The sequence below is a fragment of the Paraburkholderia caffeinilytica genome, from assembly GCF_046030355.1.
GTDB lineage: Bacteria > Pseudomonadota > Gammaproteobacteria > Burkholderiales > Burkholderiaceae > Paraburkholderia > Paraburkholderia caffeinilytica_B.
The window spans coordinates 424,401-450,568 of the sequence record NZ_JAQQCQ010000003.1 but is presented as its reverse complement, the minus strand read 5'-3'; the positions used below and the strand labels follow the sequence as shown (position 1 = coordinate 450,568).

Sequence of the window (26,168 nt, the reverse complement as noted above, 5' to 3'; positions counted from 1 at the left end):
TGGTAGCGAAACTGTAGCGTCCGCGGTTTAATGGCGGCATAAACAGTTGACGTAGTGTGGTGCTAACTGTGTTGGTGGAATTGCAGTAACTGTGTCGATTGCGCGGCGACGTGATTCGACGCTTTATCTGGGTGCCTTGCTGGCCATCTATTTGGCAACTTAGCCGGTCGTCGCGACCGGCCTCCTCATTCCAGATCATGATCGAACTAGAACTTGAGCGCGACCGACGCGCCGCTCCTACGCTCGTCGAACAGGTCGTGCAGGGTTTCGCGCGCGCCATCGAGGCGCAGTCGCTGCGCGCCGGCGCGCTATTGCCGTCGGTGCGACAGCTGGCGCAAAGCCACGAACTGAGCACCTTCACGGTCACCGAGGCCTACAACCGTCTCGTTTCGATGGGCCTCGTGGTGGCGCGGCGCGGCTCCGGTTATCGCGTAGCGGCCCGCGCGCAGTCCGCGCGCGCCGCCCCGACCGACTGGCAACCGCCCAGCCTGACCGCGACCTGGCTGTTGTCCGACGTGTTCGCCGACCATTCGGTGCCGATCAAGGCGGGCGGCGGCTGGCTGCCGAACGAGTGGATCAACGAGACGGGGCTGCAGCATGCGCTGCGCGCGATGAGCCGGGTGCCGGCGGCGCGGCTCGGCGACTACGGGCATCCGTACGGCTTCGCGCCGCTGCGCGAACGGATCGCCGAGCAACTCGACCGGCGCGGTTTGCCGGTGGACGTCTCCAACGTGCTGCTCACGCAGGGCGCGACGCAAGGGCTGGATCTGATCGTCCGCACGCTGCTGCGCGCGGGCGATGCCGTGATCGTCGAAGATCCCGGCTATTGCAATCTGCTGCAGATTCTCAAGCTGGCGGGGCTGGTGGTGCATGGCGTGCCGCGCACCCCGGCCGGCGTCGATACGGACGTGCTCGAAGCGCTGGTCGCGCAGCACAAGCCGAAGGCGATGTTCGTCAACACCACGCTGCAGAATCCGACCGGCGCCACATTCGGCATGTCGGCGGCGTTCCGTCTGCTGCAGATCGCGGAGCGCCAGCGCATGTGGGTGATCGAAGACGATGTCAGCCGCGAACTGGCGCCGTCCGGCGCGCCTTTGTTTGCGGCCATGGAAGGCCTGCAGCGTGTGCTCTACGTCGGCGGTTTTTCGAAAACGGTGACGCCGGGGTTGCGCTGCGGCTATGTGGTCGCCGAGCGGGCCGTGCTGCGCGAATTGGCGCGCACGAAGATGGCGGTGGGATTGACGTCGTCGGAGGCGATCGAGCGGATCGTCGACAAGGTGTTGCTCGAAGGACGCTATACGCGTCACGTCGAGGCCGTGAACGAGCGGCTCAAGCTCGCGCATGCCACCGTCGAAGAGCGGCTCGACTCGCTCGGCCTCGAATTGTTTCACCGGCCGCGAGCCGGCCTGTTCCTGTGGGCGCGGCTGCCGATCGAAGCGGAGCGCGCGGGGGACGTGGCGACCGCCGCGCTCAAGCACGGCATCTGGCTCGCGCCCGGCTCCTACTTCCGTCCCGACGACGCCCCGAGCGCCTGGTTCCGTTTCAACGCGCCGTACTCGACTGACGACGCGTTGTGGCGCTTCATCGAGCGCGTCGGGCAGGGTGCGATCTAGCCGGGTGCGCTCTTAAGCAGCGTGGCCCAGCAGCTTCAGTGCGATCGGATACAGCGAGAGCACCAGCAGCAGCGCCATCGCCACGTTGAAGATGCGCAGCCGTTTTGGGTCCGACAGCACTTTGCGCATCGCGGTGCCGAAACCCGCCCACAGGCAGATGCATGGAAAGCCGATCACGTAGAAGATCACCGCCATCGCGATCGCGTTCATGCTGGTGCTTTCGCTAAGGTGGATTGTCGTGGCGGCGGTCAGCACCATCATCCACGCTTTCGGATTGACCCATTGGAACGCAATGGCTTCGTGAAACTTCATGGGCCGGCGATCGCCTTTCTTGACCTTCAATTCGCCCGACGTGCCGATTTTCCACGCAAGGTACAGCAGGTACGCAACGCTCGCGACTTCGAGCACCGTGTACAGCACCGGGAAGTGAACGAACGCTTCGCCCAGCCCAATCCCCACCGACAGCATCAACAGCACGACGCCGGCACTGATCCCGGAGAGATGCGGCAGCGTCCGGCGAAAGCCGAAGTTGACGCCCGAGGCGAGCAACATCGTGTTATTCGGACCGGGCGTGATGGTCGTGACGAGCGCGAACAGAATGCCGGCGGGCAGCGCGCTGAGGCTGAGGTAGGACATGGACATGGGTGGCTCCGGTGTCGGTCAATAGGACCTTTGGAGCATTCTAGCGAACCATACCGGTACAGTACCTGTACGGTTTTTGGGATGGAGTCCGGTACAGGCGGCGGTGTGGTCGGGGTCGGAACCGAGGTCCCGACGGCAAAATAAACGGTATATACTGTTTATACGGTTATCAACACGGAGAAACACATGACGGCACCCGTCACTAAAGAGCACACCAAGAAGGCCTTCCATTTTCCCAAGAGCTCGCGCAAGCAGGCAGTAGATGGCGCGGAGCCGGCAGTCGCGCCGGAACAACCGGCGGAAGCGGCGCCTGTGGTCGAAAAGGCGTCTAAGGCGAAGCGCGCGGCCCCTGCCGATGCAACGCCTGTCGTCAAGAAAGCAGCCAAAAAAGCGAAAAGCGCGACGGCTACGGAAGCGAAGCCCGCTACCAAAAAACCAGCGAAGGCAAAGCGCTCGGCGGCGGAAGCGGCCCCTGTAGTCAAGAAGGCAGCCAAAACCAAGCCATCGGCAACTGCCGAAGCGGAACAGGCCGTTAAGAAAGCAGCCAAGCCGAAGCGTTCGGCAACGGCGGAAGCCGCCGCGCCAGTCAGCGCTCCTGAAGCCAAGAAGACCAAGCAGCCGAAGAAAGAGAAAGTCGTGCGCGACAGCTTCACGATGCCGAAATCGGACTATGACAAGATTGCGTCTCTCAAACAGAAGTGCCTCGACGCCGGCGTGCCGGTCAAGAAGAGCGAGCTGTTGCGAGCAGGGCTGGCGATGCTGGAATCGGCAGCGCCGCAGCGTCTGCTTGCCGCGGTGTCGTCGCTCGAGACGGTGAAGACGGGCCGTCCCGCGAAAGGCTAAACCTTGCATCGGAGTTCGATGCAAGGTTTAGCTGAAATCGTGCCCGCCCGGGCGGTGTCGGACTGCAGCACATCCGGCTGCAATTTCTCGAGCCGCGGGGGCGGGTACGAAGCATCATCATTGCACCGCCATATTGCTGGCAGGTGACGGACGAAATTTATTCGTCGTCGGATGCGGGTTGAGCGGCGGTGCCCGACAGCACGCGCGAACGGATCACTTTCACCCGTTGCTGCATGATTTCGCGAGCCTTGACACCGTCTCGTGCCTCGATCGCATTCAGCACCGACTTGTGCGAGCGGATCACGCGTGCGGCGATCGCGTGCGTGGTGTTCGGCGCCAGCAGCGGTTGCAACACGAAGCGCAGCGCCCGGAATTGCGCGAGCAGCACCCGGTTATGCGACGACTCCACAATCGCTTCATGAAAGCGCAGCGACGCATCCGTGAATGCAAGCGGGTCGTCGCGCAGCTTGTCGAGTTCGGCCAGGATTGCGCTCAGCTTTCTGAGGTCTTCTTCCGTGGCGTTCTGTGCCGCGAGTTCTGCAGACGTGACTTCAATCGCCATTTGTGCGTCGAAGATTTCCTCGCCGGTGACGCCGATCAGATGGAGTTGAATGGCCAGCGCGTCCGCAAAGCGTTCCGGATTACCTTCCGCAATCCATGCGCCGCCTTTCGCGCCCATGCGGATTTCCACGATGCCGACTGCTTCGAGTGTGCGCAGTGCGTCGCGAGCGGCCATGCGGCTCACGTTGAACTGGGCGGACAGCGACGTTTCACTGCCGAGGAAATCCCCCGTCTTGATCTGACCTGAAAAGACGGCTGCGCGCACTTGCGAAACGATGCGCCAGGATAAGGTTTCCGTCTGCACCGGTTCCCACAGCGGCGTAGTTTCGACAGTACCTTTTTTCAATTCGGATCTCCGGACCTGAGCGTTGCGACGGGGTGAACCGAAGCCGCACACGCGACAGGCGTGGTGCGACCCCGAAAGACTGATCGCGATGTTAGCATAGCCGTTGAATAATCATACGTTTATACAGTTCGCATCTCCGTCAGTCCGATCCGCGGATCATAAATCGAGCACCAGACAGTCGCTTTTGCTGCCGGAGCAGCAAATCATCATTGACCGGTTTGCCTCCTGTTCCCCCTTGGTCAACACCATGTCGCGATGGTCCGGCACGCCGGCGAGCACCCGCGTTTCGCAGGTGCCGCATACCCCTTGAGAGCAGGAATAACTGACGTCGATCCCTTCGGCGACCAGGGCGTCGAGAATCGTCTTGCCAGCGCTCACCTGAATCACCCGGCCTGAGCGCGCGAGTTGCACGTTGAAGCCGCCGGCCGTTGCGGGCGCTTCGCCGGCTGCGAAGTATTCGACATGAAAACGTGTGCCACCGCCACAGTCCGCCGCGCTGGCTTCGAACGCATTCAACATGGCCGAAGGGCCGCAGCAATAGAAATGTGTGCGCTCGTCGTGCTGCGTCAATACCGTGGCGAAATCGAGCCGCTTCCCACCCGGTTCACCGTCGTGATGAAACTGGACGCGCGAACCGTATTGACGCAACGTGTCGATGAATGCGGTGGCCTCACGGGTTCGCGTGCAATAGTGCAGTTCCCACGACCGCTCCAGTGTTTCCATGCGATGGATCATGCCCATGAGCGGCGTGATGCCGATGCCCCCGGCGATGAGCACCGTATGCGCGGCTTCTTCGACAAGCGCGAAATTGTTGGCGGGTGTGCCGATCGTCAGCACGGCGCCGACCCGCAGCGCCTCATGCATCCAGGCTGAGCCGCCACGGCTCGACGGATCGCGATTTACGCCGATCACATAGCGGTGCGTGTCCTCCGGAGAGTTACACAGCGAATAACTGCGGATCATCCCGTTGGGCAGGTGGAGATCGATGTGAGCGCCGGCCGTGAAGCCCGGCAGCCGTGAGCCGTCAGGTGCGCGAAATTCATACGTATTGATGGTGGGCGCCTCGTATCTGATCGCGCGAAGTTGCACCTGTAGCGTATCCATAGCCTTCTTCATGTTGACTTGTCCGGATTTGTCTCACCGCGCATCCGTAAATTCTGTTGCGCGAATTTATATGTGTAATATATATTATCGAAACAGCGTCGACAAGCGTGAAGCGAAAGTCGATCGGATAGCTGGATGCTTCTATAATGTATAATGTGTATTATCATTAGTGCGATTCTGGAAGCGACAGGAATGATGGCCGGCCGAGGCTGCCGAAGCTTTTGTGGGTCCGATGCACGGCCGAGCGATAACAATGGAGACTTGAAGAATGCTGTCCCAAGCGAAGAACGAACTCTTGACGAAGGTTGGGCCGGGCGAGCCGATGGGCGAGCTGCTGCGCCGTTACTGGATGCCGATTGCCGGCGTGAGCGAATTCGACGAAGTGGCCGTCAAGCCGGTACGCCTGCTCGGCGAAGACCTCGTGCTGTACAAGGACCTGAGCGGAAACTTCGGACTGATCGACCGCCAGTGCCCGCATCGCCGTGCCGATCTCGCCTATGGTTTCGTCGAAAAGTGCGGGCTGCGCTGCAACTATCACGGCTGGCTCTATGACCAGGGCGGTAAATGCACGGAGCAACCGTACGAGGACGTGGCGAATCCGCAGTTGAAACTGAAAGAGCGCGTGAAGATCAAGGCGTATCCGGTCGAGGAAAAGGCGGGGCTTCTGTGGGCCTACCTTGGGCCGCAACCCGCGCCGCTCGTGCCGAATTGGGAGCCGTTCTCCTGGAGGAACGGCTTTGCGCAGATCGTGATTTCCGAGGTGCCATGCAACTGGCTGCAATGCCAGGAGAACTCGATCGATCCGATCCACTTCGAATGGATGCACAACAACTGGACCACACGCCTGAATGGCGAGATGGGTCCGTACTCGCCCGCTCATAAACAGCTCGATTTCGACGAATTCGACTACGGGTTCATCTACAAGCGCCTGCGCGGCGATGCGGACGAAAACGACCCGCTGTGGTCGATCGGCCGGGTATGTCTGTGGCCGAATGCGTTCTTTCTCGGCGAGCATTTCGAGTGGCGCGTGCCGGTCGACGATTCGCGCACATTGAGCGTGACCTGGGCTTTCACCCGCGTGCCGAAGGAAAGCGAACCTTATGAGCAAACGAGCGTGCCGACCTGGTACGGTCCGGTGACCGATCCGCAAACCGGCCGCTGGATCACGAGTCACGTGATGAACCAGGATTTTGTCGCGTGGGCGGGACAGGGCGTGGTGGCCGATCGCACGAAAGAAAACCTGGGCAGCAGTGATCGCGGCATCGTCATGCTGCGCCGGCGTTTCTTCGAAGAACTGGACGTGATCGCCAACGGCGGCGAGCCGAAGGGCATCATTCGCGATCCGCAGCTCAATGAATGTGTGCAACTGCCCATTGCCGCGCGCGCCACGTTCGTTGAAGGCATGACGCGCGCGGAAATCGCGAATCATCCTTTATGGAAGCACCATTTGCAGGATTTCCGTTTTCAGGCGGGCCAGCCAGAGCATGTCAGGAAGGCTTTTCTCGATGCAATGGGCATGGAGCCTTGACGTCCGCGCTACAGTAACGGTGCGAAAACAGCACACGGCGGCGCTTTGCGCCGACCGGATATCAGATATCGGAGACGCAGATGCATACCAGAAGTTACGACATTCAACTCGGCCTGTTCATCAACGGGGAATGGCGTACCGGTGGCCGTGATACCCAGCCGGTCGTCAATCCCGCTGACGAAACGGTGCTCGCCCACTTGCCGCTTGCCAGGCAATCCGACCTCGACGATGCACTCGCCGCGGCGGCGGCCGGGTTTGCCACATGGTCGCGCATGAGCGCGTCCGAGCGGGCTGCCATCATCGATAAAGCCGCTGCGCTGATGCACGAACGTGCCAACGAGATCGGCACACTCATGAGTTTCGAGCACGGCAAGATGCTGGCCGACGGCTTGCAGGAAGCACACAGTTCGGCCGACATCGTCAAATGGTTCGCGGAAGAGGGGCGGCGTGCCTATGGGCGCGTGGTGCCAGGTCCGCTGGCGAATTCGCGTCAGCTCGTGCTGAAGGTGCCGGTTGGACCGGTGGCGGCCTTCACGCCATGGAATTTCCCGGTGCGGATTCCCGCGCGCACCGTGGCGGCTGCGCTCGCCGCAGGTTGTTCGGTGATTCTGAAGGCCGCCGAAGAAACGCCCGGATCCACCACGGCGATGGTGCGATGCTTCCAGGATGCGGGCTTGCCGCCCGGCGTGCTGAACCTGGTGTTCGGCGTGCCGGCCAAGGTATCGGAATATCTGATCGCATCGGACGTCATCAAGGCCGTTGCATTCACCGGGTCGATTCCGGTCGGGAAGCATCTCGCGGGGCTGGCCGCAGCCCACGGCCTGAAGAAACTGGTGATGGAACTGGGTGGCCATGCGCCGATGATCGTTTGCGACGACGTCGACGTCGCACGTATCGCCACGATGACCGCCAATGCCAAGTTTCGCCAGGCCGGACAAGCCTGCATTTCGCCGACACGTTTCTACATTCAGGAGGGCGTGTACGGCGCCTTCATCGACAAGTTCGTCGAGGTGGCCGCGAAGCTGAAGGTTGGCTCGGCCTTCGAACCCGACACCCAGGCAAGCCCGGTTGCCAACGCACGCCGGCTCGCCGCGGCGGACGAGTTCGTCAAGGATGCAGTCTCGCACGGCGCGCGGTTGCTGCTCGGCGGCCAGCGCCTGAATCGCCCCGGCTTCTTCTACGCGCCGACCGTGCTGGCCGATGTGCCTGAACAGGCGCGGATCATGAATGAAGAACCATTTGGTCCGGTGGTGCCTTTCAGTTCATTCAAGACTGTTGAAGAAGTGCTCGAGCGTGCCAATCGATTGAAATATGGACTGGCGGCCTATGCGTTTACCGGCTCGGATCGACGTGCGTTGCAGCTGTCGAATGGTCTCGAGGCCGGCATGATCGGAATCAATAGCATGCTGGTCTCAGGGCCGGAAGTGCCTTTCGGCGGCGTTAAGGAGAGTGGCATTGGCTCTGAAAACGGCATCGAGGGCTTGCAGGCGTATCTGGTTACGAAGTTCGTTCAGCAAGCCGTGTCCTGAATGGGTGACGAAAGCGGCGGTCGAAAAGTCGATCGCCGCTGGTCAATCTCATAAAAGTTATATATATTATAGTTAACAACATTCCCCCGAAGCAGTGAAGCCTTTGAGCATCGTTCCCAAGCTGCTAGTGGAATAGCCCATACGATTCGTATAACTAATGAAAGAAAATCTCCCGCACGATGCCAGGCCCACTCGGACGCCGACAGTCTGGGAGTCCGTGCACACGGAAAAACTTTCATGGCGTGTCGCCTCGCAGGTGCGTGCCGCGCTGTTCTCGAAGCAGGTGAAGGCGGGCGATTTTCTCGGCAGCGAGGCGTCGCTTGCACAGCAATTCAACGTGAGCCGTACCGCCGCTCGCGATGCGCTGAGAACGCTGGAAGCGGTTGGCATCGTCGAGATCCGCATGGGCGCGAAGGGCGGCGTGTGGATTGCCGGTGCGAACCCGGAGCGCTTTGCCGACGCGTTGTCGATACAGCTGAGTCTCATCGGCGCCGGCGCGAACGAAGTGTTCGATGCGCAAATGGCGATCGAAGTGCTCGCGGCGGAGAAGGCTGCCGAAAACCTGACAGTAATGCGTCGTACTGCACTGCGGGATGCGTTGCACGGCGTAGAGGACGCACGCAAGAAACTGGAGACATTTACTGATGCGTCGCTGCGCTTTCATGAAGCACTCGTTGAAGCGTCAGGCAATCGGGTTCTGCTCGCGCAATTCAAGGCGCTGCGTTTTGTGCTGACGCCTTTGCTTGCCACCTATACGAGCGCGGATACAGCGAATCGCGTGATCGCTTCGCATCGACGTCTATTCGACGCGGTGTGCCGTGGCGAGGTCGAATTGGCCCGCCGGCTTATGCAGGAGCGGATCCTGATCGTTCGCACGAGCTTCATTCCGATGACGTCGACGGTATACATCCAACCCGATCCGGAAGCGGTCCGGGCCTGAACCCACAATATTTAACGGAGACATTCATGATCATCGATGCGCACGCGCACGTTACCGCGCCGGATTCTCTTTACGTCTGGAAATCCGGCCTTGTTTCCCATCGCGGCGCGCACGGCCGTGGCACCGCACAGATCAGCGACGATGAGATGCTTGCGGTGCTCAATGCGCCGACCTTCGGCACCAAATCGCACGTCGAGCAGTTGCGTGACATCGGCACGGATCTGCAACTGATCTCACCGCGTCCGTATCAGATGATGCATAGCGAAAAGCCCGCGAAGATCGTTCACTGGTTCACCGAGGAAACCAACGACATGATCGCGCAACAGGCGCGACTCATGCCGCAGACGTTTCGCGGCATTGGCGGTTTGCCGCAGGCATGGGGCGAGCCGGTTAGCGGATGGCTGCCGGAACTCGAACGCTGCATCAAGGAGCTCGGTCTGGTCGGCGTGCTGCTGAATACCGACCCGAGCGAGGGGCTGGCGACCAACGAGGTACCCGACCTCGGCAACGAATACTGGTATCCGCTGTACGAGAAGCTCGTCGAGCTCGATGTACCCGCCTATCTCCATTCGGCGGGCTGCCGTTCGGAGCGGCACAACTACTCGCTGCACTTCATCAATGAGGAAACGATTGCGGTGATGGCGCTCGCCCGTTCGCGCGTGTTCAAGGATTTCCCGCAGTTGAAGATCGTCGTTTCGCATGGCGGCGGCGCGGTGCCGTATCAGTTCGGCCGCTTCCAGGCGCCTTCGCTGCGGCCGGGACGCGCGAGCGAACCGTTTCTCGACAGCTTGCGCCGTCTCTACTACGACACGGTGCTGTATTCGGAAGAGGCGCTGCGTCTGCTCATCAAGACGGTCGGCGCGGATCGCTGCATCTTCGGCGCGGAGCGGCCGGGTGTCGGCACGGTGAAAGATCCGCAGACAGGCCGCTGGCTGGATGACATCCGGCCGATCATTGAAGGTTTCGAGTGGCTGAGCGGCGACGAGAAACGGATGATTTTCGAAGGCAACGCTCGCAAGGTGTTCCGTCTCGACACGCCAGCCGGCACGGCCGCGGCACGTTGAAACCATCGGTTATGAACAACACATTCAACGGGAGCGCGGCATGGCAACGATGATCGGCGCAATCGCCACGTCGCACGGCCCCTTGCTGTCGATGCCGCCCGAGCTCTGGCATTTGCGGGCCGGCGCGGATCTGAAAAATCCCGCGCACTGGTTTCAGGGGCGTTCGTACGACTACGCGGCGCTGCTGGAAGCACGCTCACCGGGATTCGCGAACGCAGTCACGGAAGCGTCAAAGCAGGAGCGCTACATCGCTTGCCAGCGCGCACTCGATACGCTCGCCGAACGCTTCCACGCGATGAAGGCCGATCTTGTCATCGTGCTCGGCAACGATCAACGCGAAGTGTTCAAGGACGACCTGACGCCGGCGATCACGATATTCGGCGGCGAGCAGATCGAGAATCTGCCGCTGTCGGACGAGCAGCGCCGCCGTTTGCCGCCGGGCGTCGCCGAGGCAGAGGACGGTCACTGCCCGCCTGAAGGGGCAGTCTATCCCGGCGCGCCGGATCACGCATTGCAACTCGTGCGCTCGCTCGTCGACGACGGTTTCGATATTGCCGTATCGAACCGCTTACCCAAGGGCGACGATCGTCAGCACGGTATTCCGCATGCGTTCGGTTTCGTCTATCGCCGCGTGATGTGCGATGCGCCGCCGCCATCCGTGCCTGTGTTTCTAAACGTCGGCGTGGCGCCGAATCAGCCGCGCGTGGCACGCTGCCTCGCGCTCGGCCATGCACTCGGCGCGGCGATCCGACGCTTGCCGCCGGAACTTCGTGTCGTGGTGGTCGCGTCTGGTGGCATGAGCCACTTCGTGGTCGACGAAGCGCTCGATCAGCGTGTGCTGGCCGCGCTCGCCGAACGCGACGAGGCCACGCTGCGCGCTATTCCGGAGCCGTATTTCAACGGCAATACGTCGGAAATCAAGAGCTGGCTGCCGCTTGTGGGTCTTGCCGCGAGCGCGTCGCTCAAGATGACGCTGATCGACTACGTCGCCTGTTATCGCTCGGAAGCCGGGACGGGTTCGGGGATGGCGTTTGCCTGCTGGGAATGAACCCGCACCGCCGCCAGGCAGTGGCGAAGAACGAATATGAGGAACGGAGCAGACACGCATGAAACAAGCAGATGACATCACTCGACGCCTGCAGCGGCTCGACTGTTGCGCAGTATCGGATGCACTCGACAAGCTCGGTCTGACCGGCACGGTGACCGGTTTGCCGCAACGCTCGAGCACGCGCCGCATCGCCGGCAAGGTTGTGACCGTGAAACTGGTGGCGGCCGCGCAAGTGAATGCAGCCGCCCATACCGGAGCGCCGCGCCATCTCGGCACGACCGCCATCGAATCCGCCGGTGCGGGCGACGTGATCGTGGTCGAACAGCATACGGGCCTCGACGCAGGCAGTTGGGGCGGCATTCTCTCGCTGGGCGCTTCGTTGCGCGGCATCGGAGGGGTGATTGCAGATGGCCCGGTGCGCGATATCGATGAAGCGCGCCAATACGATTTCCCGGTTTTCGCGCGCGCATTGACAGCCTTCACCGCGCGTAATCGTGTCGCCGAAGCCGGCACCAATGTGCCGATCACGGTAGCCGAGGTACGCGTCAATCCGGGTGACTACGTGATTGCCGATAACAGCGCAGTGATTTTCATCGCCGCTGCCGACGCCGAGCGCGTGCTGGCCGCCGCCGAGCAGATCGCCGGCAAGGAAGCGGCGATGGCGAAAAAGCTGCTCAACGGCGTGCCCATTGCTCAGGTGATGGGGGCGGACTACGAATATATGCTGCAGGACAGGGGATAAACATGAGTGAGACGAACAACGCGAACGACAGAAACGCACAGCGTGCCCAGCGCCTCGATACCGCGACACTGAGCGATGCGCTGGATCGCCTGGGTATTGTGGGTCAATGCACCGGAATCAAGCCGCGCGATGCGAGCTTCCGACTGTGCGGCCGTGCATTCACGATTCTCTACGGACCGCCGACAATGCCGCCCGGCACCGTCGGCGACTATATCGACGATGTGCCCGAAGGCGGCGTGATCGTACTGGATAACGCAGGCCGTGAAGACTGTACGGTGTGGGGCGACATTCTCACGGAAATCGCGCATCGGCGGAAAATCGCCGGCACGGTGATTGATGGAATCTGCCGCGATGTGAGCCTGTGTTTATCGCTGGGTTACCCTGTGTTCAGCAAGGGACACTGGATGCGTACCGGCAAAGATCGCGTGCAGGTTGAAAGCACCCAGGTGCCAGTCAACATCGGCAACGCGCGTGTGTTGCCTGGCGACCTGCTGATTGGTGACGCGGATGGCGTGATCGTGATTCCGCAGGCTCACGAGGACCGCGTGCTGGCCGCTGCCGAAGAGATTCACGCCGCCGAGCATGCGATTCGCGAAGCGGCGCGGCAAGGCATGCGGCTCGACGAGGCGCGCAGGCAACATCGCTATCACGCGTTGCAGAGCAAAGTGAGCGCCTGAGCGCCGGCGCTCACGGCGCAACGTTACGCCACGCGAACCATCAGAATATCCATCAGGAGACATCATGTCGTACCCTTTCATCGATTCGCCGTTGGTTACCGCGTCGATCGAGCGGCCGGCCGCTGAAATGATCGAGGCGGCCCGCGCCTTTCCGTCGGCGACCTTGCTCGAAGCGGCCAATAAACTCGGCGCGCTGCCATCGGCGATCAAGCCGGTCAGTCCGGCGTTCCGTGTCTGCGGCCCGGCGGTCACCGTGCATTCGCCGCCCGGCGACAATCTCTGGCTGCATCGCGCGCTGGTCGTCGCACAGCCGGGCGACGTGCTGGTGGTGTACACGAGCGACTACTACGAAGCGGGCTATTGGGGCGAAGTCATGTCGACCGCGGCCAAGGAGCGCGGCGTGGCGGGTCTCGTCATCGATGGTTGCGTCCGCGATGCCGACCTGCTCGCACGGATCGGCTTTCCCGTGTTCTCGCGCGGCTTGTGTATTCGCGGCACGACCAAGGATTTTGCCGCGCGCGGCTGGATCAATCATCCGTTGCGGATCGGCGATGTCGCCGTGCGGGCAGGCGACCTGGTAGTGGGTGATGCGGACGGCGTGGTAGTACTCGCGCAGGAATCGATCGACGCGACCCTGCGGTCCGCACGCGAACGCGAAGACAAGGAAGCGGAAATACTCGCGCGCATTGCCGCAGGCGAGTTGACGCTGGATATTTACGGCTGGAATCGCTAGACACGCGGTTCGGTACGGAAGAGACAGAAGAGACAGAGGAGCAATTGCAATGAGCAATCAAACCGCAAGCGGGCACGAGCCGACGCTTTCCGAGCGCGCCGACGCGCTCGAACACAAGATGATCGCGGAGCTGGACCGGCGCGTGGTGAAATCGGTGATCTACACCTCGGGCGACCGCGATCCGACCCAGGCCATTCCGCCGCCACCGGGCACGGGCCACTTCATGATGGGCGATGATCCGCGTCTGCAGACAATGCCGGCGAAGCCTACTCTGATCGATTTTTTCAAGTATCGCTTCGGGCCGGCCAATCACGTACTGCAAAGCGCGACGCATGCACTGAAAGCCGGACAGAGCGAGAAGATCGTGCTGGCTTGCCTGCTGCATGACATCAGTGTAGCCGGTTTCATTCGTGGCGATCACGGCTACTGGGGCGCGCAAATGATTGCGCCGTATGTGGACGAGGAGGTGAGCTGGGCGATCCAGTATCACCAGGCGCTACGCTTCTTCGCGGACGAATCCGTGGGATATGGGTATCCGGATGCGTATCTGCGCTATTTCGGCAAGGACTACGAGCCGGAGCCGTATATCAAACGCGACTACGAATACGCGCGCAATCACAAATGGTACATGTCGAGCCGTTCGATCACGCTGCACGACATCTATTCATTCGATCCGAACGCGGTGGTGAGTCTCGACGATTTCGTCGACATCATCGGACGCAACTTCAAGCAGCCGAAGGAAGGGCTCGGTTTCGACGGCAGTCCGTCTGCGCATATCTGGCGCACGATGATCTGGCCGACGAAGTTCCTGTAATTGCCCGGTGATGGCGCCATGCATTCTCATTCCTCTATCGAAGTCAGCAAAGGTGTTCCCATGACAAACGAATTGCTTCCTGTCGCTCCGGTTTACGTCGGCTCGTTGAAGCCTTATCAGGCAGGCAAACCCATCGAAGAAACGGCGCGTGAATACGGCTTGCCGGAAGCCAGCATCATCAAGCTCGCATCCAATGAAAACCCGCTCGGCATGCCGCCGAAAGCGCGCGCGGCAATCGACGCGATCATCAATAGCGGTGCACGCTATCCCGATCCGAACGGCCATGCGCTGAAGGTGGCGCTCGGCCAGAAGTACAACGTAGAGCGCAACTGGATCACGTTGGGCAACGGTTCGAGCGACATTCTCGAACTCGTCGCGCGGGCGTTCCTGCAGGCCGCGCAACCGGATAGCGATTGCAATGCCGTATCGTCGCAATACGCATTCATGGCATGGCAGAACGCGGTCAAGGCGACCGGTGCGCGGATGGTCGCCGTGCCCGCCAAAGATTACGGGCACGATCTCGACGCGATGGCGAAAGCCGTCAACGCTGCGACGCGCGTGGTGTATCTGGCGAATCCGAATAACCCGACTGGCACGTTCTTCAGCGTCGACGAACTTACGTCGTTTCTCGATCGCATCCCGGCTAACGTCGTGGTGCTGCTGGACGAGGCCTATAACGAATATCTCGAACCGCACCATCGTTACGACAGCACCGAGCTCGTGCGGCGCTATCCGAATCTCGTCGTATCGCGTACCTTCTCCAAGGCATTCGGGCTTGCCGGTCTGCGAGTGGGTTTTGCAATCGCCACGCCTTACGTGACCGATCTTCTGAACCGTGTCCGGCAGACGTTCAACGTCAATTCGCTGGCGCAGGCCGCCGCGATCGCCGCGCTGAACGACGACGACTATCTGAACGAATCGTATCGCCTGAATCGTGAGGGGATCGTGCGCTTTTACGAGGTCTGCGAGGCGCTGCGTCTGCCGTATGTGAAAAGCCAGGGCAACTTCGTCGTAATCAAGGTGGGGAATTCGGCCGAACTGTTCGATGCGCTGCTCAGGCGCGGCATCATCGTGCGCAAGGTGGTGGACTACGGGCTCGGCGAGTGGCTGCGCGTCACGGTTGGCTTGCCGGAGGAAAACGAAAGGTTCTTCACGGCGTTGCGTGAACTCGTGGCGGTCAATGCGTGAGATGGAAACTCACCTAAATTAAACTATATTATACTTTCCAGACAAAGCGCGGCCACGGACTGCCCGCAGCATCCGTGGCCACAAACAGGCAAATACAAGTCCTGTCGCTTGAAGTGATCCCCAGTTGGAGCGAGACAATCCATGTTTGAGTTTATTCTGCGGAGACTGTTCCAGAGCGTGCTTGCGCTTTGGGCGATGTCGCTGCTCGTGTTTGCCGGCGTCTACGTCGTGGGCGATCCGATTGCGCTGATGGTTCCCGACAGCGCCACGCCTGAAATGCGCACACGCATCATTGCATCGCTCGGACTGGATCAGCCGTGGTGGCTCCAGTACTGGCATTTCCTCTCACACTCGTTGCGCGGCGACTTCGGCACGTCGTTTCTAACCGGTGCCCCCGTTGCGCAAATGATCGTCTCGCGCATGCCCGCTACGCTCGAGTTGTCGGTGATTGCCATGCTGATGGCGATTGTCATCGGCATTCCGCTCGGCATGTATGCGGGATTGCGTCCTGAGAAACTTTCCTCGCGCATTATTACCGCTTCGTCGACGATCGGTTTCAGTTTGCCGACGTTCTGGGTCGGCCTGATCCTGATTCTCGTCTGTTCGGTGGTTCTCGGCTGGCTGCCTTCGGGCGGACGCGGCACCACGACGTCGTGGCTCGGCATGCAGGTGAGCTTTCTGACGCTCGACGGCTGGAAGCATCTGTTGTTGCCGGCGCTGAATCTCGCACTCTTCAACATCGCGCTGATTATCCGGCTCGCGTATTCGTCGACGCGCGAAACCGCGCTGACCGACTACGTCAAATTCGCGCGAGCCAAAGGACTGAGTTCGTCGCGCATTGTCGGCGTGCATATCCTGAAGAACATCATGATCCCGCTCGTCACGGTGATCGGCATCAACCTGGGCGGATTGATCGCATTTTCGATCGTCACGGAAACCGTGTTCGCGTGGCCGGGTATGGGCAAACTGCTGATCGATTCGATCAATGCGCTCGATCGCCCCGTAGTCATTGCCTATCTGCTGACCGTCGCGGCGATTTATATGCTGATCAATCTGGTTGTCGACATTCTGTATTCGCTGCTCGATCCACGCATCTCGGTGACGGCGGAGGTGAGTTGACATGGGACCCACTACAGGAACAACCATGGCTGAGCCGCGCGCCCAATCCGCTGTACCCGCCAGTTCCACTGACGGCGCTTTTTCCTCCGCCAGGCCGGTGAAAACCCCGCATCGTTTTGCACGCATGGGCGGTCAACTGAGCGCGCTGTGGAGCGAATTCCGCCAGAGCAAACTCGCCCTCATAGGGCTCGTGCTATTCATCGCGATTGCCGCGCTGGCGGTATTCGCGCCTTGGATTGCACCGCAGAACCCCTACGACCTCTCACAACTCGACCTGAGTGACTCGCAACTGCCGCCGCTCGCGCATGCGTCGATGGGCACGCATATCTACTGGCTCGGCACGGACGATCAGGGGCGCGACATGCTGTCCGCGATTCTCTACGGCATGCGCACGAGCTTGTATGTGAGCCTTGCCTGTACCGTGCTCGCGCTGGTGCTCGGCGTAGCGCTGGGTCTGGTTGGTGCATTCTATGGACGCAAGGTCGACGCGCTGATCATGCGGCTCGCCGACATCCAGCTTTCGTTTCCTTCGATTCTGATTGCGCTGGTGTTTATCGCTGCATTCGGCAAGGGCGTCGACAAGATCGTCTACGCGCTCGTGCTGGTTCAGTGGGCGGTGTATGCGCGTACCGCGCGCGGCTCCGCGCTCGTCGAGTTGCGCAAGGAGTACGTGGAGGCGGCGCGCTGCCTGAAACTGAGCGACACGCGGATTATCTTTCGCCACGTGCTGCCCAATTGCGTGCCGCCGCTGCTGGTCGTCGCAACCGTGCAGATGGCGACCACGATCTCGCTCGAAGCGACGCTGTCGTTTCTGGGCCTCGGGTTGCCTATCACCGAGCCTTCACTCGGTCTGCTGATTTCGAACGGCTATAACTACTTGCTGTCCGGTTCTTACTGGATCAGCGTTTTCCCCGGCGTCGCGCTGCTATTGCTGATGCTATGCCTGAATCTGATGGCGGATCGCCTGCGCGATGTGCTCAACCCGAGGTTGAAGAAATGACTCAGCCCGCATTGCAGGTGAACAATCTGTGCACCCACTTCACGACGCCGCGCGGCATTGTGAAAGCGGTGAACGGTGTGAGTTTCAGCGTCGCGCGCGGCGAAATTCTGGGCGTGGTCGGTGAATCAGGATCTGGTAAATCGCAAACCGGCTATTCGATCATGGGTTTGATCGATCCGCCTGGTAAGGTGGTGAGCGGCAGCATCAAGCTCGCGGGCGAGGAGCTGGCCGCATGCACCGAAGCACAGTGGCGCAAGATTCGCGGCAACCGGATCTCGATGATTTTCCAGGATCCGATGATGACGCTCAATCCCGTGCTGCGCATCGATACGCAGATGATCGAGGCGGTGCTCGCACACCGGCCGATGAGTCGTCGCGCGGCACTCGACGAAGCACGCGCGGCGCTTGCTCAGGTGGGTATCCCCGCGCCGGACGAGCGGCTGAAGTGCTATCCGCATCAGTTCTCTGGCGGCATGCGCCAGCGCGTGGCGATTGCGATCGCGCTGATCAACCGGCCCGAAGTCGTGATTGCCGACGAGCCGACTACCGCGCTCGACGTCACCATTCAGGCGCAGATTCTCGGCGAGATTCAGCAGCTTTGCCGCAACTCGGGCACGGCGCTGATCTGGATCACACACGATCTGTCGGTGGTCGCGGGGCTCGCGGATCGCGTGTGCGTGATGTACGGCGGCAGGATCGCCGAACACGGCAGCGTCGATCAGGTGCTCGATATGCCGCGTCATCCGTATACGCGCGGCTTGATGAATTCGATTCCGAGCCGCAATCCCAAAGGTGTGATGCTGCGGCAGATTCCCGGTGCGCCGCCGTCGCTGCTCGCATTGGGCGAGGGCTGCGCATTCCGCACGCGCTGTTCCTCCGCGGTACCCGAATGCGCGCATGAGATTGCCGAAACGATTGACCACGACGGCCACATGGTTCGCTGTATCCGGCCCGTCGTCGACGAACACGAGGAGATTGCATGACCCCGCTGCTCGAATTGCGCAATGTCACGAAGACGTTCGCGCCCAGACAGGATGCAACCGGACGCTTCGTGCGGGCCGTCACCGGGCGGCAGCCGCCGAAGGGCGTGCATGCGGTCACCGATCTGAGCCTGAGTGTGAGCGCGGGCGAAGTGGTCGGCCTCGTCGGCGAATCCGGTTGCGGCAAGTCGACAGTCGGGCGTCTTGCGGCCGGTGTCTACTGGCCGACGAGCGGAAAACGCTACTGGCAGGATACGGACATGGCCTCGCTCGGACGGCGCGAACGCGATCGTGCCGAGCTCGATATCCAGATGATCTTCCAGGACCCGTACGCGTCGCTGAATCCGCGTATGCGTGCCGCGGATATCGTCGCGGAAGGGGCGCACGTGCATGGTTTCATTCGCAAGGCGGACACTCGCGATTTCGTCGGCACGCTGTTTGAGCGGGTGGGCCTCGATCCCGATTCGATGGACCGCTTCGCGCATCAGTTCTCCGGCGGGCAGCGCGCCCGTATCGGAATCGCGCGCGCACTGTCGGTGAATCCGAAGTTTCTCGTTTGCGACGAATCGGTGGCGGCGCTCGACGTGTCCATCCAGGCACAGGTGCTGAATCTGTTTATCAAGCTGCGTGAAGAGCTGGGATTGACCTATCTTTTCATCAGTCACGATCTGGGCGTGGTGCGCCATATCGCGGATCGCATTGTCGTGATGTATCTTGGCAAGATCGTTGAATCGGGCCCCACCGAGCAGGTCTATCAGAATCCGCAACATCCGTACACGCAGGCATTGCTGGCGGAAGTGCCGTCGCTCGACAAGCGCAAGAAGACGTTCTATGCCATCAAGGGCGAGATTCCGTCGCCGATGAATCCACCTGCGGGATGTCATTTTCATCCGCGCTGCCCGCACGCGTTGCCCGTTTGCAAGGAAGCCGCGCCTGAATTGAAGCGCGCTGCAGATGGACAATTCGCGGCGTGTCATCTGATCGACTGAGGTCGGCGGTACGCTTGAAGTTTTGAAGTTTTGAAGTCTTGTAGTCTTGAAGTCCGGCCCGGTGTGGATTGCATGGCAGTTAAGCTATGCAATCCACACCGGGTTTTTTCATGGGCGGTATAAACGTAAGCCGGTGTGTCCGTGTGAGCCTCGATCCGACGGCGCAAAAAAGCCGGCTTGAGCCGGCATCAAATCGGGCCGCTCGACTCTCGCCATCGAGCGGCACTTCTCGCGATCAATCGGGTTGAAGCCGGCTCAGAACTTGTGACGGATGCCAACGCCGGCGACGACCTGCTTGTTGGTACTCGACGTTGGCAGCGTCAGAATCACCGCACGTGTACCGTCGCCGCTTGCCTGTTGATAGTTGACTTGTGCATACAGGTCAGTGCGTTTCGACAGGAAATAATCGAGGCCGACTGACGTCTGGCCCCAATGCGAACTCTCGAGCTTCGACCACGTGTATCCCGCGCCACCGACCAGCGCCGGTGTGAAGTGGTACAGCAGGCTGCCTTCCAGGGTGGTCAGCGTGGATGCATTGCCCATGTACGAGATCCGCGTACCGGTGTAGTTCCCCATGATGCCGAACTTGCCGATCGAATAGCTGCCGCCGAGTGCCCATGTCTTCAAGCTGTCCGCCACGATCGGCCCAGTCAGCGGCTGGCCGAACAGTGTGTTGACACCCAGATCGTTGCTCGGGTCGATGCGGAAGTTGTTGATATCCGTATAGGCAGCGCCAAGACTGAGCGGGCCATGATCGTAGGTCAGGCCAAAACTCATCGAACTGTTCTGATGGAAGTTGCCGGCCGTATTGCCGAAGCCGTACATCGCACCGGCGGTGAAACCCCCGAAGTTATTGCTGACGAATTTGACCGTGTTGTCCAGACGGTCGCCCGATACGCGGTCGTAGTCACCCGGATGGAACGCATACACGCCGGCAACGTAGGCAATCGAATAGTTGCCGATGATGTCGCCCATGAAGTCGTACTGATGGCCCATTGTGAGCGTGCCGATCTGGTTCGACAGGCCGACATATGCCTGACGCCCGAAGATGCCGCCTTGTCCGAGCGTGCCGTTGTTCAGGTTGAAACCGTTCTCCAGGCGAAACAGCGCTTTCATTCCGCCGCCGAGATCTTCCGTGCCCATGAAGCCGAGCCGGTTGCCCTGTGGGACACCCGTATCGAAGACCCATGCGGAATGGCCGTTGCTGTTGCTCACGTAGCTGATGCCCGAGTCGACGATCCCGTAAATTGTCACACTGCTCTGCGCCTGCGCACCCGCTGCAAAAGCAAAAAGCGATACGGCAGCAAGGGGTACCGCGAGGGTTTTTCTCATTGTTTGTCTCCTATCCATGAATAGTCTGCGCCAGTTTTGTTGAAGATGCCGCATGTTTTGCGAGGCTTCGTTCGCAGTTGTTCCCGCCTCGCAACGTGTTGCACGCGCAACCATTTTGTTGTGGCAACGAAAGGCCGCGCGGCGGTCCTGCATCGCCCGTCATCAACTTGAGCAGTGCTTGACTTCGATAGAAGTGTATAACGATAATATAGTTATACAGAAGGCATTTTGCAGCGACGAAGATGCTCGTAAACACGAAGTGACTCGACCGCGCACTTGCCGGTAATGCGCGGGCTTTCAGTTCGATGCGCTGTTTTCAGAGGGGAGCCGTCAAGTCGTTGACGGCTCCCTCAATAAAGCGGGTACCCTTGCGGGTTCTGCACATATAGGAGACGGAGATGGGAACAACTTTGCGGGGCTTGGGCCGGCTGGCGGTAATGGCTGGTGCGTTGGCCGCGAGCGTATTTGTGCAGCAGAATGCAGGTGCAGCGGAATTCAAGTATGGAGTCAGCGCGGACGTTACGTCGCTCGATCCTCAGTTCGCCAACTTGCCGGGCAACCGCAACGTGGCGCGCAACGTGTTCGAACCGTTGATCGATATGTCACCAGACGGCCGCTTGCAACCGGGGCTCGCCGAATCGTGGAAGCCGCTTGACGATAAGACATGGGAAATCAAGCTGCGCAAGAACGTCAAGTTCCAGGACGGCTCTTCGTTCACGGCGGATGACGTGGTTTATTCGCTCGCACGTCCCGACACATTGACCAATTCACCGGCTACATTCGGCGTCTTCACGAAAGACATCACCAAGGTGCAGGTGGTCGATCCGTACACGGTCAAGCTCACAACGGCCCGCCCGCTGGCGGTGCTGCCGAACTATCTGTCGATGATTTTCATGCTGTCGAAGAAAGACACGCAGGGACTCAAGAGCGCAGACTTCGAAACCGGCAAGGGCCTCGTCGGTACCGGGCCTTACAAGTTTTCCCGCTTCCTGCGGGGCGATCGTGTCGAACTCGTTCGCAACGACGCGTATTGGGGCGACAAGCCCGCTTATGACAAAGTGACGGTGCGTATCCTGCCGAATGCGGCGGCGCGCGTGGCAGCCATTCTGTCGGGCGACGTCGACGCGGTGATCGACGTGCCGAGCGCGGATGTTTCGCGCATCAAGGCTGACAGGAAGCTTGCCGTCTACACCAAGCCCAGTACGTTGATGGTCTTCTGGGTGATGAATCAGCTCAACGACAACGCGCCGTATGTGACGGATAACAACGGCAAACCGTTGGGCAAGAATCCGTTCAAGGATGTCCGTGTGCGCCGTGCGTTCTCGCTCGCCATCAATCGCCAGGTACTGGTCGACAAGGTTCTGCAGGGCCTGGGCGTGGCGACGCAGAACAGTGTGCCGAGCACGATGTTCGGCTATAACCCGGCGCTACCGCCCGATCCGTACAAGCCCGATGAAGCGAAGAAGCTGCTGGCCGAAGCGGGCTATCCGGAGTGCTTCTCGCTGACGCTGTTTGCGCCGAACGATCGCTACGTCAACGATTCGCAACTGGCCCAGGGTGTCGCGCAAATGCTGACGCGCATTGGGTGCAAGACCAAGGTCGAGACGCAGCCGATGGGCACGTTCATCTCTCGCGTGAACCAGTTGCAACTGGGCTTCTTCATGATCGGCTGGGGCGCGGATGCGGGCGACATGGGCGTGCAGCTCGAATCGCTGTTCTCGAATCCGACCAACAATCCGTTCCGCAAGATCAACATCCAGACGTACGATTCGCCGAATTTCTGGAAGCCGCTGAATGCGGGGCTGGCAACGGTCGACGATACGAAGCGTGAAGCGCTTTACCAGGAAACGTCGAAGGTGTTGCATGACGAAGTAGGCATCATCCCGACCCATCTGCAGGTGTCGACTTTCGCTGCGCGTAACGGGATTCACATCGTGCCGCGCGTCGATTCGCAGATGTACGGGTTTGACGCCGCACCGGCGAAGTAATCGGTGAGCGCCGCTACGTGTTGCCAGCGAGCGGCGCGAGCGGCGAACAAGCAGTAGCACAAAGGTCAGCGGGCAGGCGCGTCGCTGATCCGTTTATCCCAATGTCACGCGCGTGTTGTCGTTGAAGTGCGAAACGAACTTGTCGAGCAGCGCAAGAAATTGCGTGCGCTCGGCAGGTTCGAACGGCGCAAGCAACGCGTCGACCGATTTCTGCGCGTAGCGCTCGCACTGGCGGAAGCATTGCCGGCCCGCTTCAGTCAGGGAGATTTCCACTTTGCGCTGGTCCGTTTCGCTTTTTGTTTTCTCGAGCAGGCCGCGTTCGCTGAGAATCTTGACGACCAGCGCGGTGGTCGAGCGGTCGAGGCCGATCAGGCGCGCGATGCCAATCTGTTCGAGCGGGCCGCTATGGAACAGGATATACAGCACGCCGTATTGGCTGGGCGTCATGTCGAGCGCGGCGCAGGCTTCGATAAAGAGGTCGGTCGAAATCTGGTGTGCGCGCCGGATCATGAAGCCGGGGCGGGCGTACAGGCGGTCGAGCGGAGTCTGGCGCGTATCGCGCGCCACCGGGTTTTTTGCCATGGACTCGTATCTGGAAGTGGGCTGCCCGTGGTCGGGCGGCAAGCGTGACTGGCGGATATTATCGCGCAGTGTAAACGGATGGTTGCAGAGCGGGGCGGATGAGCGTCGTCATCCGCGTAGCTTACTGTGCGTCAGGCTGTTGCGAAGGGGCCGCCGCAGCGAACGCAGGCAATTGCTCGCAGCGTTGCGCGATGCGGCTGAGCACAGGATAGGCGTTCAGATCGACGTTAAAACGTTGCGCGTTGAAAACCTGTGGCACGAGTGTGAGATCGGCCAGCGTCGGTTGGTCGCCGTAGCAGAACTGGCCCGTTGTGTGACGCTGAGCCAGCCGTGTTTCCAACGCGGAGAAGCCGGTGTGGACCCAGTGGTGATACCAGGCGTCTCGTGCTTCCTGTGACATTCCGGCCTTGTCTCCGAGGTACTTGAGTACGCGCAGATTGTTGAGCGGATGGATGTCGCAGGCAATGTCCAGGGCCAGCGCGCGCACCGTGGCGCGGCCGAGCGGGTCACCTGGCAATAGCGGAGGCTCGGGATGGAGTTCGTCCAGGTACTCGATGATCGCAAGCGACTGATGGAGCGACACCTCACCGTCTCTGAGCACGGGAACGAGCGCCTCCGGGCTGAGCGAGCGATAGGCGGGCGCGAATTGTTCGCCACCGTCGCGTGACAAATGCACCGGCAGGTAGTCGAACGGCAGGCCTTTCAGACCCAGCGCGATCCGTACCCGATACGATGCGGAACTACGGAAAAAATTGTGAAGCTGCACGGAATATCCCCGATAAACGGAGCGTCATGCGGGCATCGCTAGTAGTGCTCGCATGACGCTCCGAAATGACGTGAGTTGATCAGACTACCTTGACCTGGAATTCGCCGAGCCCGTCGATGCCGCCGTGCATCGTATCGCCCTTGACTACTGCGCCGACGCCTTCCGGCGTGCCGGTATAGATCAGGTCGCCGGGCGTCAGTTCGAAGAAGCGCGACAGATATGCGATTGTTTCCGCGACCGACCAGATCAGTTGCGAGACGTCCGCGCGTTGTTTCGAGGTGCCATTGACATTCAGCCAGATCGAACCGTCTTTCAGATGCCCCGTCTGTTCAGCGCGATGTAGTGGGCCGATCGGCGCGGAGTGATCGAACGCCTTGCCGATATCCCATGGGCGGCCCATCTTTCGCATCTCCATTTGCAGATCGCGGCGCGTCATATCGAGGCCGAGCGCGTAGCCGAATACGTGGCCGAGTGCATCGCCGACGGCGATGTTTTTGCCCCCTTTGCCGATTGCGGCCACGAGTTCCATTTCGTAGTGACAGTTGTCCGTTTCGGACGGGTACGGAAACTCACCCGTTGTGCCCGGCGCGACGTAGACGATGGCGTCGGTCGGTTTGCAGAAGAAAAACGGCGGCTCGCGATCAGGGTCGAAGCCCATCTCGCGCGCATGGGCGGCGTAGTTGCGCCCGACGCAGTAAATGCGGCGCACGGGAAACGCGTCATCCGAACCGGCAACCGGGACTGTTACCGCGGGTGCGGACTCAAAGACCAGACTCATTGAATATTCTCCATGTGTGATTGTGTTTTGTGCGGACGCAGCGATGGCTTGTGCCGCGCTTACGCGTCCAGTTTTTCTTCGCGCAGGATGTTGAGCGCGGCTTGCACTGGCCGGTCGGAAAAACTGAACAGAATCGCATCGTCGTTCGCGTGCAGCGTGAAGGTTTTCCACGACGGCACCACGAAGTGGTCCTTCGGGCCGAACTCGAAGCTTTGGCCGTCGATGACCGCGCGTCCGGTTCCCTCGACCACCGAATACACGGCGCCGTCGGTGCTGCGGAACGGTTTTCCGGAAAAACCGGCCGGCAGATACTGCATGAACGTAGCAAGTGTTGGCATCGGCCAGCCGCCGGTTGCCGGGTTGACGTAGCGCAGTTTGATGCCATGCCAGGCGTCGAGCTCGCCGTCGCGATAGAGGCGGTCGAGCACCTCGCGCGTGCGGTCGTACGGGTAGCTGAAAATCGGTGAGGTAGGCGATGAAGGCTGATAGTCGACCGGCAACAGGTTGTGTCCATAGCGCGCGAGTGCGTTGCCTTCGAGGCGGGTCACGCGTTGCGACATTGCCGCGCTCTTTTCCTCGAAGCCCGCATCGAAGAAACGAATCATTGGGATATCCAACCCATCGAGCCAGACGACCGGTTCGCTCTCGCCGTCAATGCCGTCGTTGCCGTGATCGTGCCATGTCCAGCTCGGGGTGATGATGAAATCGCCCGGCATCATGGTGGTGCGTTCGCCGTCGACCGCCGTATAGGCGCCGCGGCCGTGGACGATAAAGCGCAATGCCGATTGCACGTGGCGATGGGCTGGCGCGACCTCGCCCGGCAGAATCAGTTGCAATCCGGCATAGAGCGATTGCGTCACGCTGGCGTTTCCGGGCAGCGCGGGGTTTTCCAGCACGAGCACGCGGCGCACGGCTTCCCCCGCCGTGATCAAGGTGCCGGCTTGCTCGATGTAGGGCAGTACGTCGCGCCATTTCCATAGTGCGGGCACACAGGGCCCGTTGGGCTGATGCGGCACCAGCGTGCTGAGCGATTCCCATAGGGGCGTCATGTTGAGTTCGCGGATCTGCGCGTAGAAAGCTTTCCTGTCTGACGTGGGAAGGCTGGTGTTCATTGCTTGTCTCCTGTCCTTTTTCTGAAATCTCGGTGTCTCGTCGAACGATGTGTGTTTATCCGGCGATACGTGAGGATGTCTGGCAGTGTTCTGACGAATAATAGGCAGACGTATGTCAAAAGATATTGAATCTCGATCGCCATGTCAAAT

At 60.6% G+C, this 26,168-nt stretch carries 25 protein-coding genes; 17 read left to right on the top strand and 8 right to left on the bottom strand.

Annotated features, from left to right (window positions below; genetic code table 11):
- The first annotated feature begins 197 nt into the window (after positions 1–197).
- Positions 198–1,613: an aminotransferase-like domain-containing protein gene (locus tag PQQ95_RS06745; RefSeq protein WP_408436010.1), complete on the top strand. Its 1,416-nt coding sequence runs from the start codon at positions 198–200 to the stop codon at positions 1,611–1,613.
- Between the two features lie 12 nt (positions 1,614–1,625).
- Here the strand turns inward: PQQ95_RS06745 and PQQ95_RS06740 are convergent, their stop codons facing one another.
- Complete coding sequence (locus PQQ95_RS06740; protein ID WP_408436146.1) at positions 1,626–2,249, bottom strand: LysE family translocator; 624 nt, start codon at positions 2,247–2,249, stop codon at positions 1,626–1,628.
- A 192-nt stretch (positions 2,250–2,441) separates the two neighbouring features.
- Between PQQ95_RS06740 and PQQ95_RS06735 the strand changes: the two genes are divergently transcribed.
- Positions 2,442–3,098, top strand: a complete 657-nt coding sequence (locus tag PQQ95_RS06735) for a hypothetical protein (protein ID WP_408436008.1) — start codon at positions 2,442–2,444, stop codon at positions 3,096–3,098.
- Positions 3,099–3,255: 157 nt separating this feature from the next.
- Here PQQ95_RS06735 and PQQ95_RS06730 read toward each other — a convergent pair whose 3' ends face one another.
- Together PQQ95_RS06730 and PQQ95_RS06725 are read right to left on the bottom strand one after the other, a co-directional pair.
- The gene (locus PQQ95_RS06730; RefSeq protein WP_408436006.1) at positions 3,256–4,005 is read right to left on the bottom strand and encodes a FadR/GntR family transcriptional regulator; all 750 of its coding nucleotides are present in this window, start codon (positions 4,003–4,005) and stop codon (positions 3,256–3,258) included.
- A gap of 156 nt (positions 4,006–4,161) precedes the next feature.
- Positions 4,162–5,121 carry a PDR/VanB family oxidoreductase gene (locus PQQ95_RS06725; protein WP_408436004.1) on the bottom strand — a complete coding sequence of 320 codons (960 nt, stop codon included), beginning with the start codon at positions 5,119–5,121 and terminating at the stop codon, positions 4,162–4,164.
- A gap of 256 nt (positions 5,122–5,377) precedes the next feature.
- On the opposite strand from PQQ95_RS06725, the gene PQQ95_RS06720 reads away from it, so the two are divergent.
- The 14 genes from PQQ95_RS06720 to PQQ95_RS06655 all read left to right on the top strand — a co-directional run bounded on the left by PQQ95_RS06720 (position 5,378) and on the right by PQQ95_RS06655 (position 19,460).
- Positions 5,378–6,637 carry a Rieske 2Fe-2S domain-containing protein gene (locus tag PQQ95_RS06720; protein WP_408436002.1) on the top strand — a complete coding sequence of 420 codons (1,260 nt, stop codon included), beginning with the start codon at positions 5,378–5,380 and terminating at the stop codon, positions 6,635–6,637.
- Positions 6,638–6,717: 80 nt separating this feature from the next.
- Positions 6,718–8,166, top strand: a complete 1,449-nt coding sequence (locus PQQ95_RS06715; protein WP_408436000.1) for an NAD-dependent succinate-semialdehyde dehydrogenase — start codon at positions 6,718–6,720, stop codon at positions 8,164–8,166.
- Positions 8,167–8,383: 217 nt separating this feature from the next.
- On the top strand, positions 8,384–9,106 hold the full coding sequence (locus PQQ95_RS06710; protein WP_408435998.1) for a FadR/GntR family transcriptional regulator: 723 nt from the start codon (positions 8,384–8,386) through the stop codon (positions 9,104–9,106).
- A 26-nt stretch (positions 9,107–9,132) separates the two neighbouring features.
- The gene (locus PQQ95_RS06705; RefSeq protein ID WP_408435996.1) at positions 9,133–10,170 is read left to right on the top strand and encodes an amidohydrolase family protein; all 1,038 of its coding nucleotides are present in this window, start codon (positions 9,133–9,135) and stop codon (positions 10,168–10,170) included.
- Positions 10,171–10,210: 40 nt separating this feature from the next.
- Entirely contained in the window at positions 10,211–11,218 is a 1,008-nt protein-coding gene (locus PQQ95_RS06700) for a DODA-type extradiol aromatic ring-opening family dioxygenase (RefSeq protein ID WP_408435994.1), read from the top strand.
- Between the two features lie 58 nt (positions 11,219–11,276).
- Positions 11,277–11,960 (top strand): RraA family protein, encoded by a 684-nt coding sequence (locus tag PQQ95_RS06695; protein WP_408435992.1) that lies wholly within the window; start codon positions 11,277–11,279, stop codon positions 11,958–11,960.
- A gap of 2 nt (positions 11,961–11,962) precedes the next feature.
- Positions 11,963–12,637: an RraA family protein gene (locus PQQ95_RS06690; protein WP_408435990.1), complete on the top strand. Its 675-nt coding sequence runs from the start codon at positions 11,963–11,965 to the stop codon at positions 12,635–12,637.
- Between the two features lie 64 nt (positions 12,638–12,701).
- Complete coding sequence (locus PQQ95_RS06685; RefSeq protein ID WP_408435988.1) at positions 12,702–13,370, top strand: 4-carboxy-4-hydroxy-2-oxoadipate aldolase/oxaloacetate decarboxylase; 669 nt, start codon at positions 12,702–12,704, stop codon at positions 13,368–13,370.
- A gap of 49 nt (positions 13,371–13,419) precedes the next feature.
- Entirely contained in the window at positions 13,420–14,184 is a 765-nt protein-coding gene (locus PQQ95_RS06680) for an HD domain-containing protein (protein ID WP_408435986.1), read from the top strand.
- A gap of 60 nt (positions 14,185–14,244) precedes the next feature.
- The gene (gene hisC / locus PQQ95_RS06675; protein WP_408435984.1) at positions 14,245–15,372 is read left to right on the top strand and encodes a histidinol-phosphate transaminase; all 1,128 of its coding nucleotides are present in this window, start codon (positions 14,245–14,247) and stop codon (positions 15,370–15,372) included.
- 141 nt (positions 15,373–15,513) lie between these two features.
- The gene (locus PQQ95_RS06670) at positions 15,514–16,491 is read left to right on the top strand and encodes an ABC transporter permease (RefSeq protein ID WP_408435982.1); all 978 of its coding nucleotides are present in this window, start codon (positions 15,514–15,516) and stop codon (positions 16,489–16,491) included.
- Positions 16,492–16,615: 124 nt separating this feature from the next.
- Positions 16,616–17,491, top strand: a complete 876-nt coding sequence (locus PQQ95_RS06665; protein ID WP_408436143.1) for an ABC transporter permease — start codon at positions 16,616–16,618, stop codon at positions 17,489–17,491.
- A complete protein-coding gene (locus PQQ95_RS06660) occupies positions 17,488–18,474 on the top strand; it encodes an ABC transporter ATP-binding protein (protein WP_408435980.1) in 987 nt (328 codons plus the stop codon). Before PQQ95_RS06665 ends, PQQ95_RS06660 begins: the two co-directional genes overlap by 4 nt.
- Entirely contained in the window at positions 18,432–19,460 is a 1,029-nt protein-coding gene (locus PQQ95_RS06655) for an ABC transporter ATP-binding protein (protein ID WP_408436141.1), read from the top strand. The genes PQQ95_RS06660 and PQQ95_RS06655 overlap by 43 nt, the downstream gene beginning before the upstream one ends.
- Positions 19,461–19,715: 255 nt before the next feature.
- Here the strand turns inward: PQQ95_RS06655 and PQQ95_RS06650 are convergent, their stop codons facing one another.
- Entirely contained in the window at positions 19,716–20,792 is a 1,077-nt protein-coding gene (locus PQQ95_RS06650) for a porin (protein ID WP_408435978.1), read from the bottom strand.
- Between the two features lie 398 nt (positions 20,793–21,190).
- Between PQQ95_RS06650 and PQQ95_RS06645 the strand changes: the two genes are divergently transcribed.
- Entirely contained in the window at positions 21,191–22,780 is a 1,590-nt protein-coding gene (locus tag PQQ95_RS06645) for an ABC transporter substrate-binding protein (RefSeq protein WP_408435976.1), read from the top strand.
- A 93-nt stretch (positions 22,781–22,873) separates the two neighbouring features.
- Here PQQ95_RS06645 and PQQ95_RS06640 read toward each other — a convergent pair whose 3' ends face one another.
- The 4 genes from PQQ95_RS06640 to gtdA form a co-directional block, all read right to left on the bottom strand.
- Positions 22,874–23,362: a MarR family winged helix-turn-helix transcriptional regulator gene (locus PQQ95_RS06640; protein WP_408435974.1), complete on the bottom strand. Its 489-nt coding sequence runs from the start codon at positions 23,360–23,362 to the stop codon at positions 22,874–22,876.
- 121 nt (positions 23,363–23,483) lie between these two features.
- The gene (gene maiA, locus PQQ95_RS06635) at positions 23,484–24,128 is read right to left on the bottom strand and encodes a maleylacetoacetate isomerase (RefSeq protein WP_408435973.1); all 645 of its coding nucleotides are present in this window, start codon (positions 24,126–24,128) and stop codon (positions 23,484–23,486) included.
- Between the two features lie 79 nt (positions 24,129–24,207).
- Positions 24,208–24,906 (bottom strand): fumarylacetoacetate hydrolase family protein, encoded by a 699-nt coding sequence (locus PQQ95_RS06630; RefSeq protein ID WP_408435972.1) that lies wholly within the window; start codon positions 24,904–24,906, stop codon positions 24,208–24,210.
- Positions 24,907–24,965: 59 nt separating this feature from the next.
- A complete protein-coding gene (gene gtdA / locus PQQ95_RS06625) occupies positions 24,966–26,018 on the bottom strand; it encodes a gentisate 1,2-dioxygenase (protein ID WP_408435970.1) in 1,053 nt (350 codons plus the stop codon).
- Positions 26,019–26,168 lie beyond the last annotated feature (150 nt).

Excerpts from the sequence above, each read along its gene's own strand:
- PQQ95_RS06745 (WP_408436010.1), top strand. The coding sequence starts at position 198 with ATGATCGAACTAGAACTTGAGCGCGACCGACGCGCCGCTCCTACGCTC.
- PQQ95_RS06740 (WP_408436146.1), bottom strand. The coding sequence starts at position 2,249 with ATGTCCTACCTCAGCCTCAGCGCGCTGCCCGCCGGCATTCTGTTCGCG.
- PQQ95_RS06735 (WP_408436008.1), top strand. The coding sequence starts at position 2,442 with ATGACGGCACCCGTCACTAAAGAGCACACCAAGAAGGCCTTCCATTTT.
- PQQ95_RS06725 (WP_408436004.1), bottom strand. The coding sequence starts at position 5,121 with ATGAAGAAGGCTATGGATACGCTACAGGTGCAACTTCGCGCGATCAGA.
- PQQ95_RS06720 (WP_408436002.1), top strand. The coding sequence starts at position 5,378 with ATGCTGTCCCAAGCGAAGAACGAACTCTTGACGAAGGTTGGGCCGGGC.
- PQQ95_RS06715 (WP_408436000.1), top strand. The coding sequence starts at position 6,718 with ATGCATACCAGAAGTTACGACATTCAACTCGGCCTGTTCATCAACGGG.
- PQQ95_RS06705 (WP_408435996.1), top strand. The coding sequence starts at position 9,133 with ATGATCATCGATGCGCACGCGCACGTTACCGCGCCGGATTCTCTTTAC.
- PQQ95_RS06700 (WP_408435994.1), top strand. The coding sequence starts at position 10,211 with ATGGCAACGATGATCGGCGCAATCGCCACGTCGCACGGCCCCTTGCTG.
- PQQ95_RS06695 (WP_408435992.1), top strand. The coding sequence starts at position 11,277 with ATGAAACAAGCAGATGACATCACTCGACGCCTGCAGCGGCTCGACTGT.
- PQQ95_RS06690 (WP_408435990.1), top strand. The coding sequence starts at position 11,963 with ATGAGTGAGACGAACAACGCGAACGACAGAAACGCACAGCGTGCCCAG.
- PQQ95_RS06685 (WP_408435988.1), top strand. The coding sequence starts at position 12,702 with ATGTCGTACCCTTTCATCGATTCGCCGTTGGTTACCGCGTCGATCGAG.
- PQQ95_RS06680 (WP_408435986.1), top strand. The coding sequence starts at position 13,420 with ATGAGCAATCAAACCGCAAGCGGGCACGAGCCGACGCTTTCCGAGCGC.
- hisC (WP_408435984.1), top strand. The coding sequence starts at position 14,245 with ATGACAAACGAATTGCTTCCTGTCGCTCCGGTTTACGTCGGCTCGTTG.
- PQQ95_RS06670 (WP_408435982.1), top strand. The coding sequence starts at position 15,514 with ATGTTTGAGTTTATTCTGCGGAGACTGTTCCAGAGCGTGCTTGCGCTT.
- PQQ95_RS06665 (WP_408436143.1), top strand. The coding sequence starts at position 16,616 with ATGGGCGGTCAACTGAGCGCGCTGTGGAGCGAATTCCGCCAGAGCAAA.
- PQQ95_RS06660 (WP_408435980.1), top strand. The coding sequence starts at position 17,488 with ATGACTCAGCCCGCATTGCAGGTGAACAATCTGTGCACCCACTTCACG.
- PQQ95_RS06650 (WP_408435978.1), bottom strand. The coding sequence starts at position 20,792 with ATGAGAAAAACCCTCGCGGTACCCCTTGCTGCCGTATCGCTTTTTGCT.
- PQQ95_RS06645 (WP_408435976.1), top strand. The coding sequence starts at position 21,191 with ATGGGAACAACTTTGCGGGGCTTGGGCCGGCTGGCGGTAATGGCTGGT.
- PQQ95_RS06640 (WP_408435974.1), bottom strand. The coding sequence starts at position 23,362 with ATGGCAAAAAACCCGGTGGCGCGCGATACGCGCCAGACTCCGCTCGAC.
- PQQ95_RS06630 (WP_408435972.1), bottom strand. The coding sequence starts at position 24,906 with ATGAGTCTGGTCTTTGAGTCCGCACCCGCGGTAACAGTCCCGGTTGCC.
- gtdA (WP_408435970.1), bottom strand. The coding sequence starts at position 26,018 with ATGAACACCAGCCTTCCCACGTCAGACAGGAAAGCTTTCTACGCGCAG.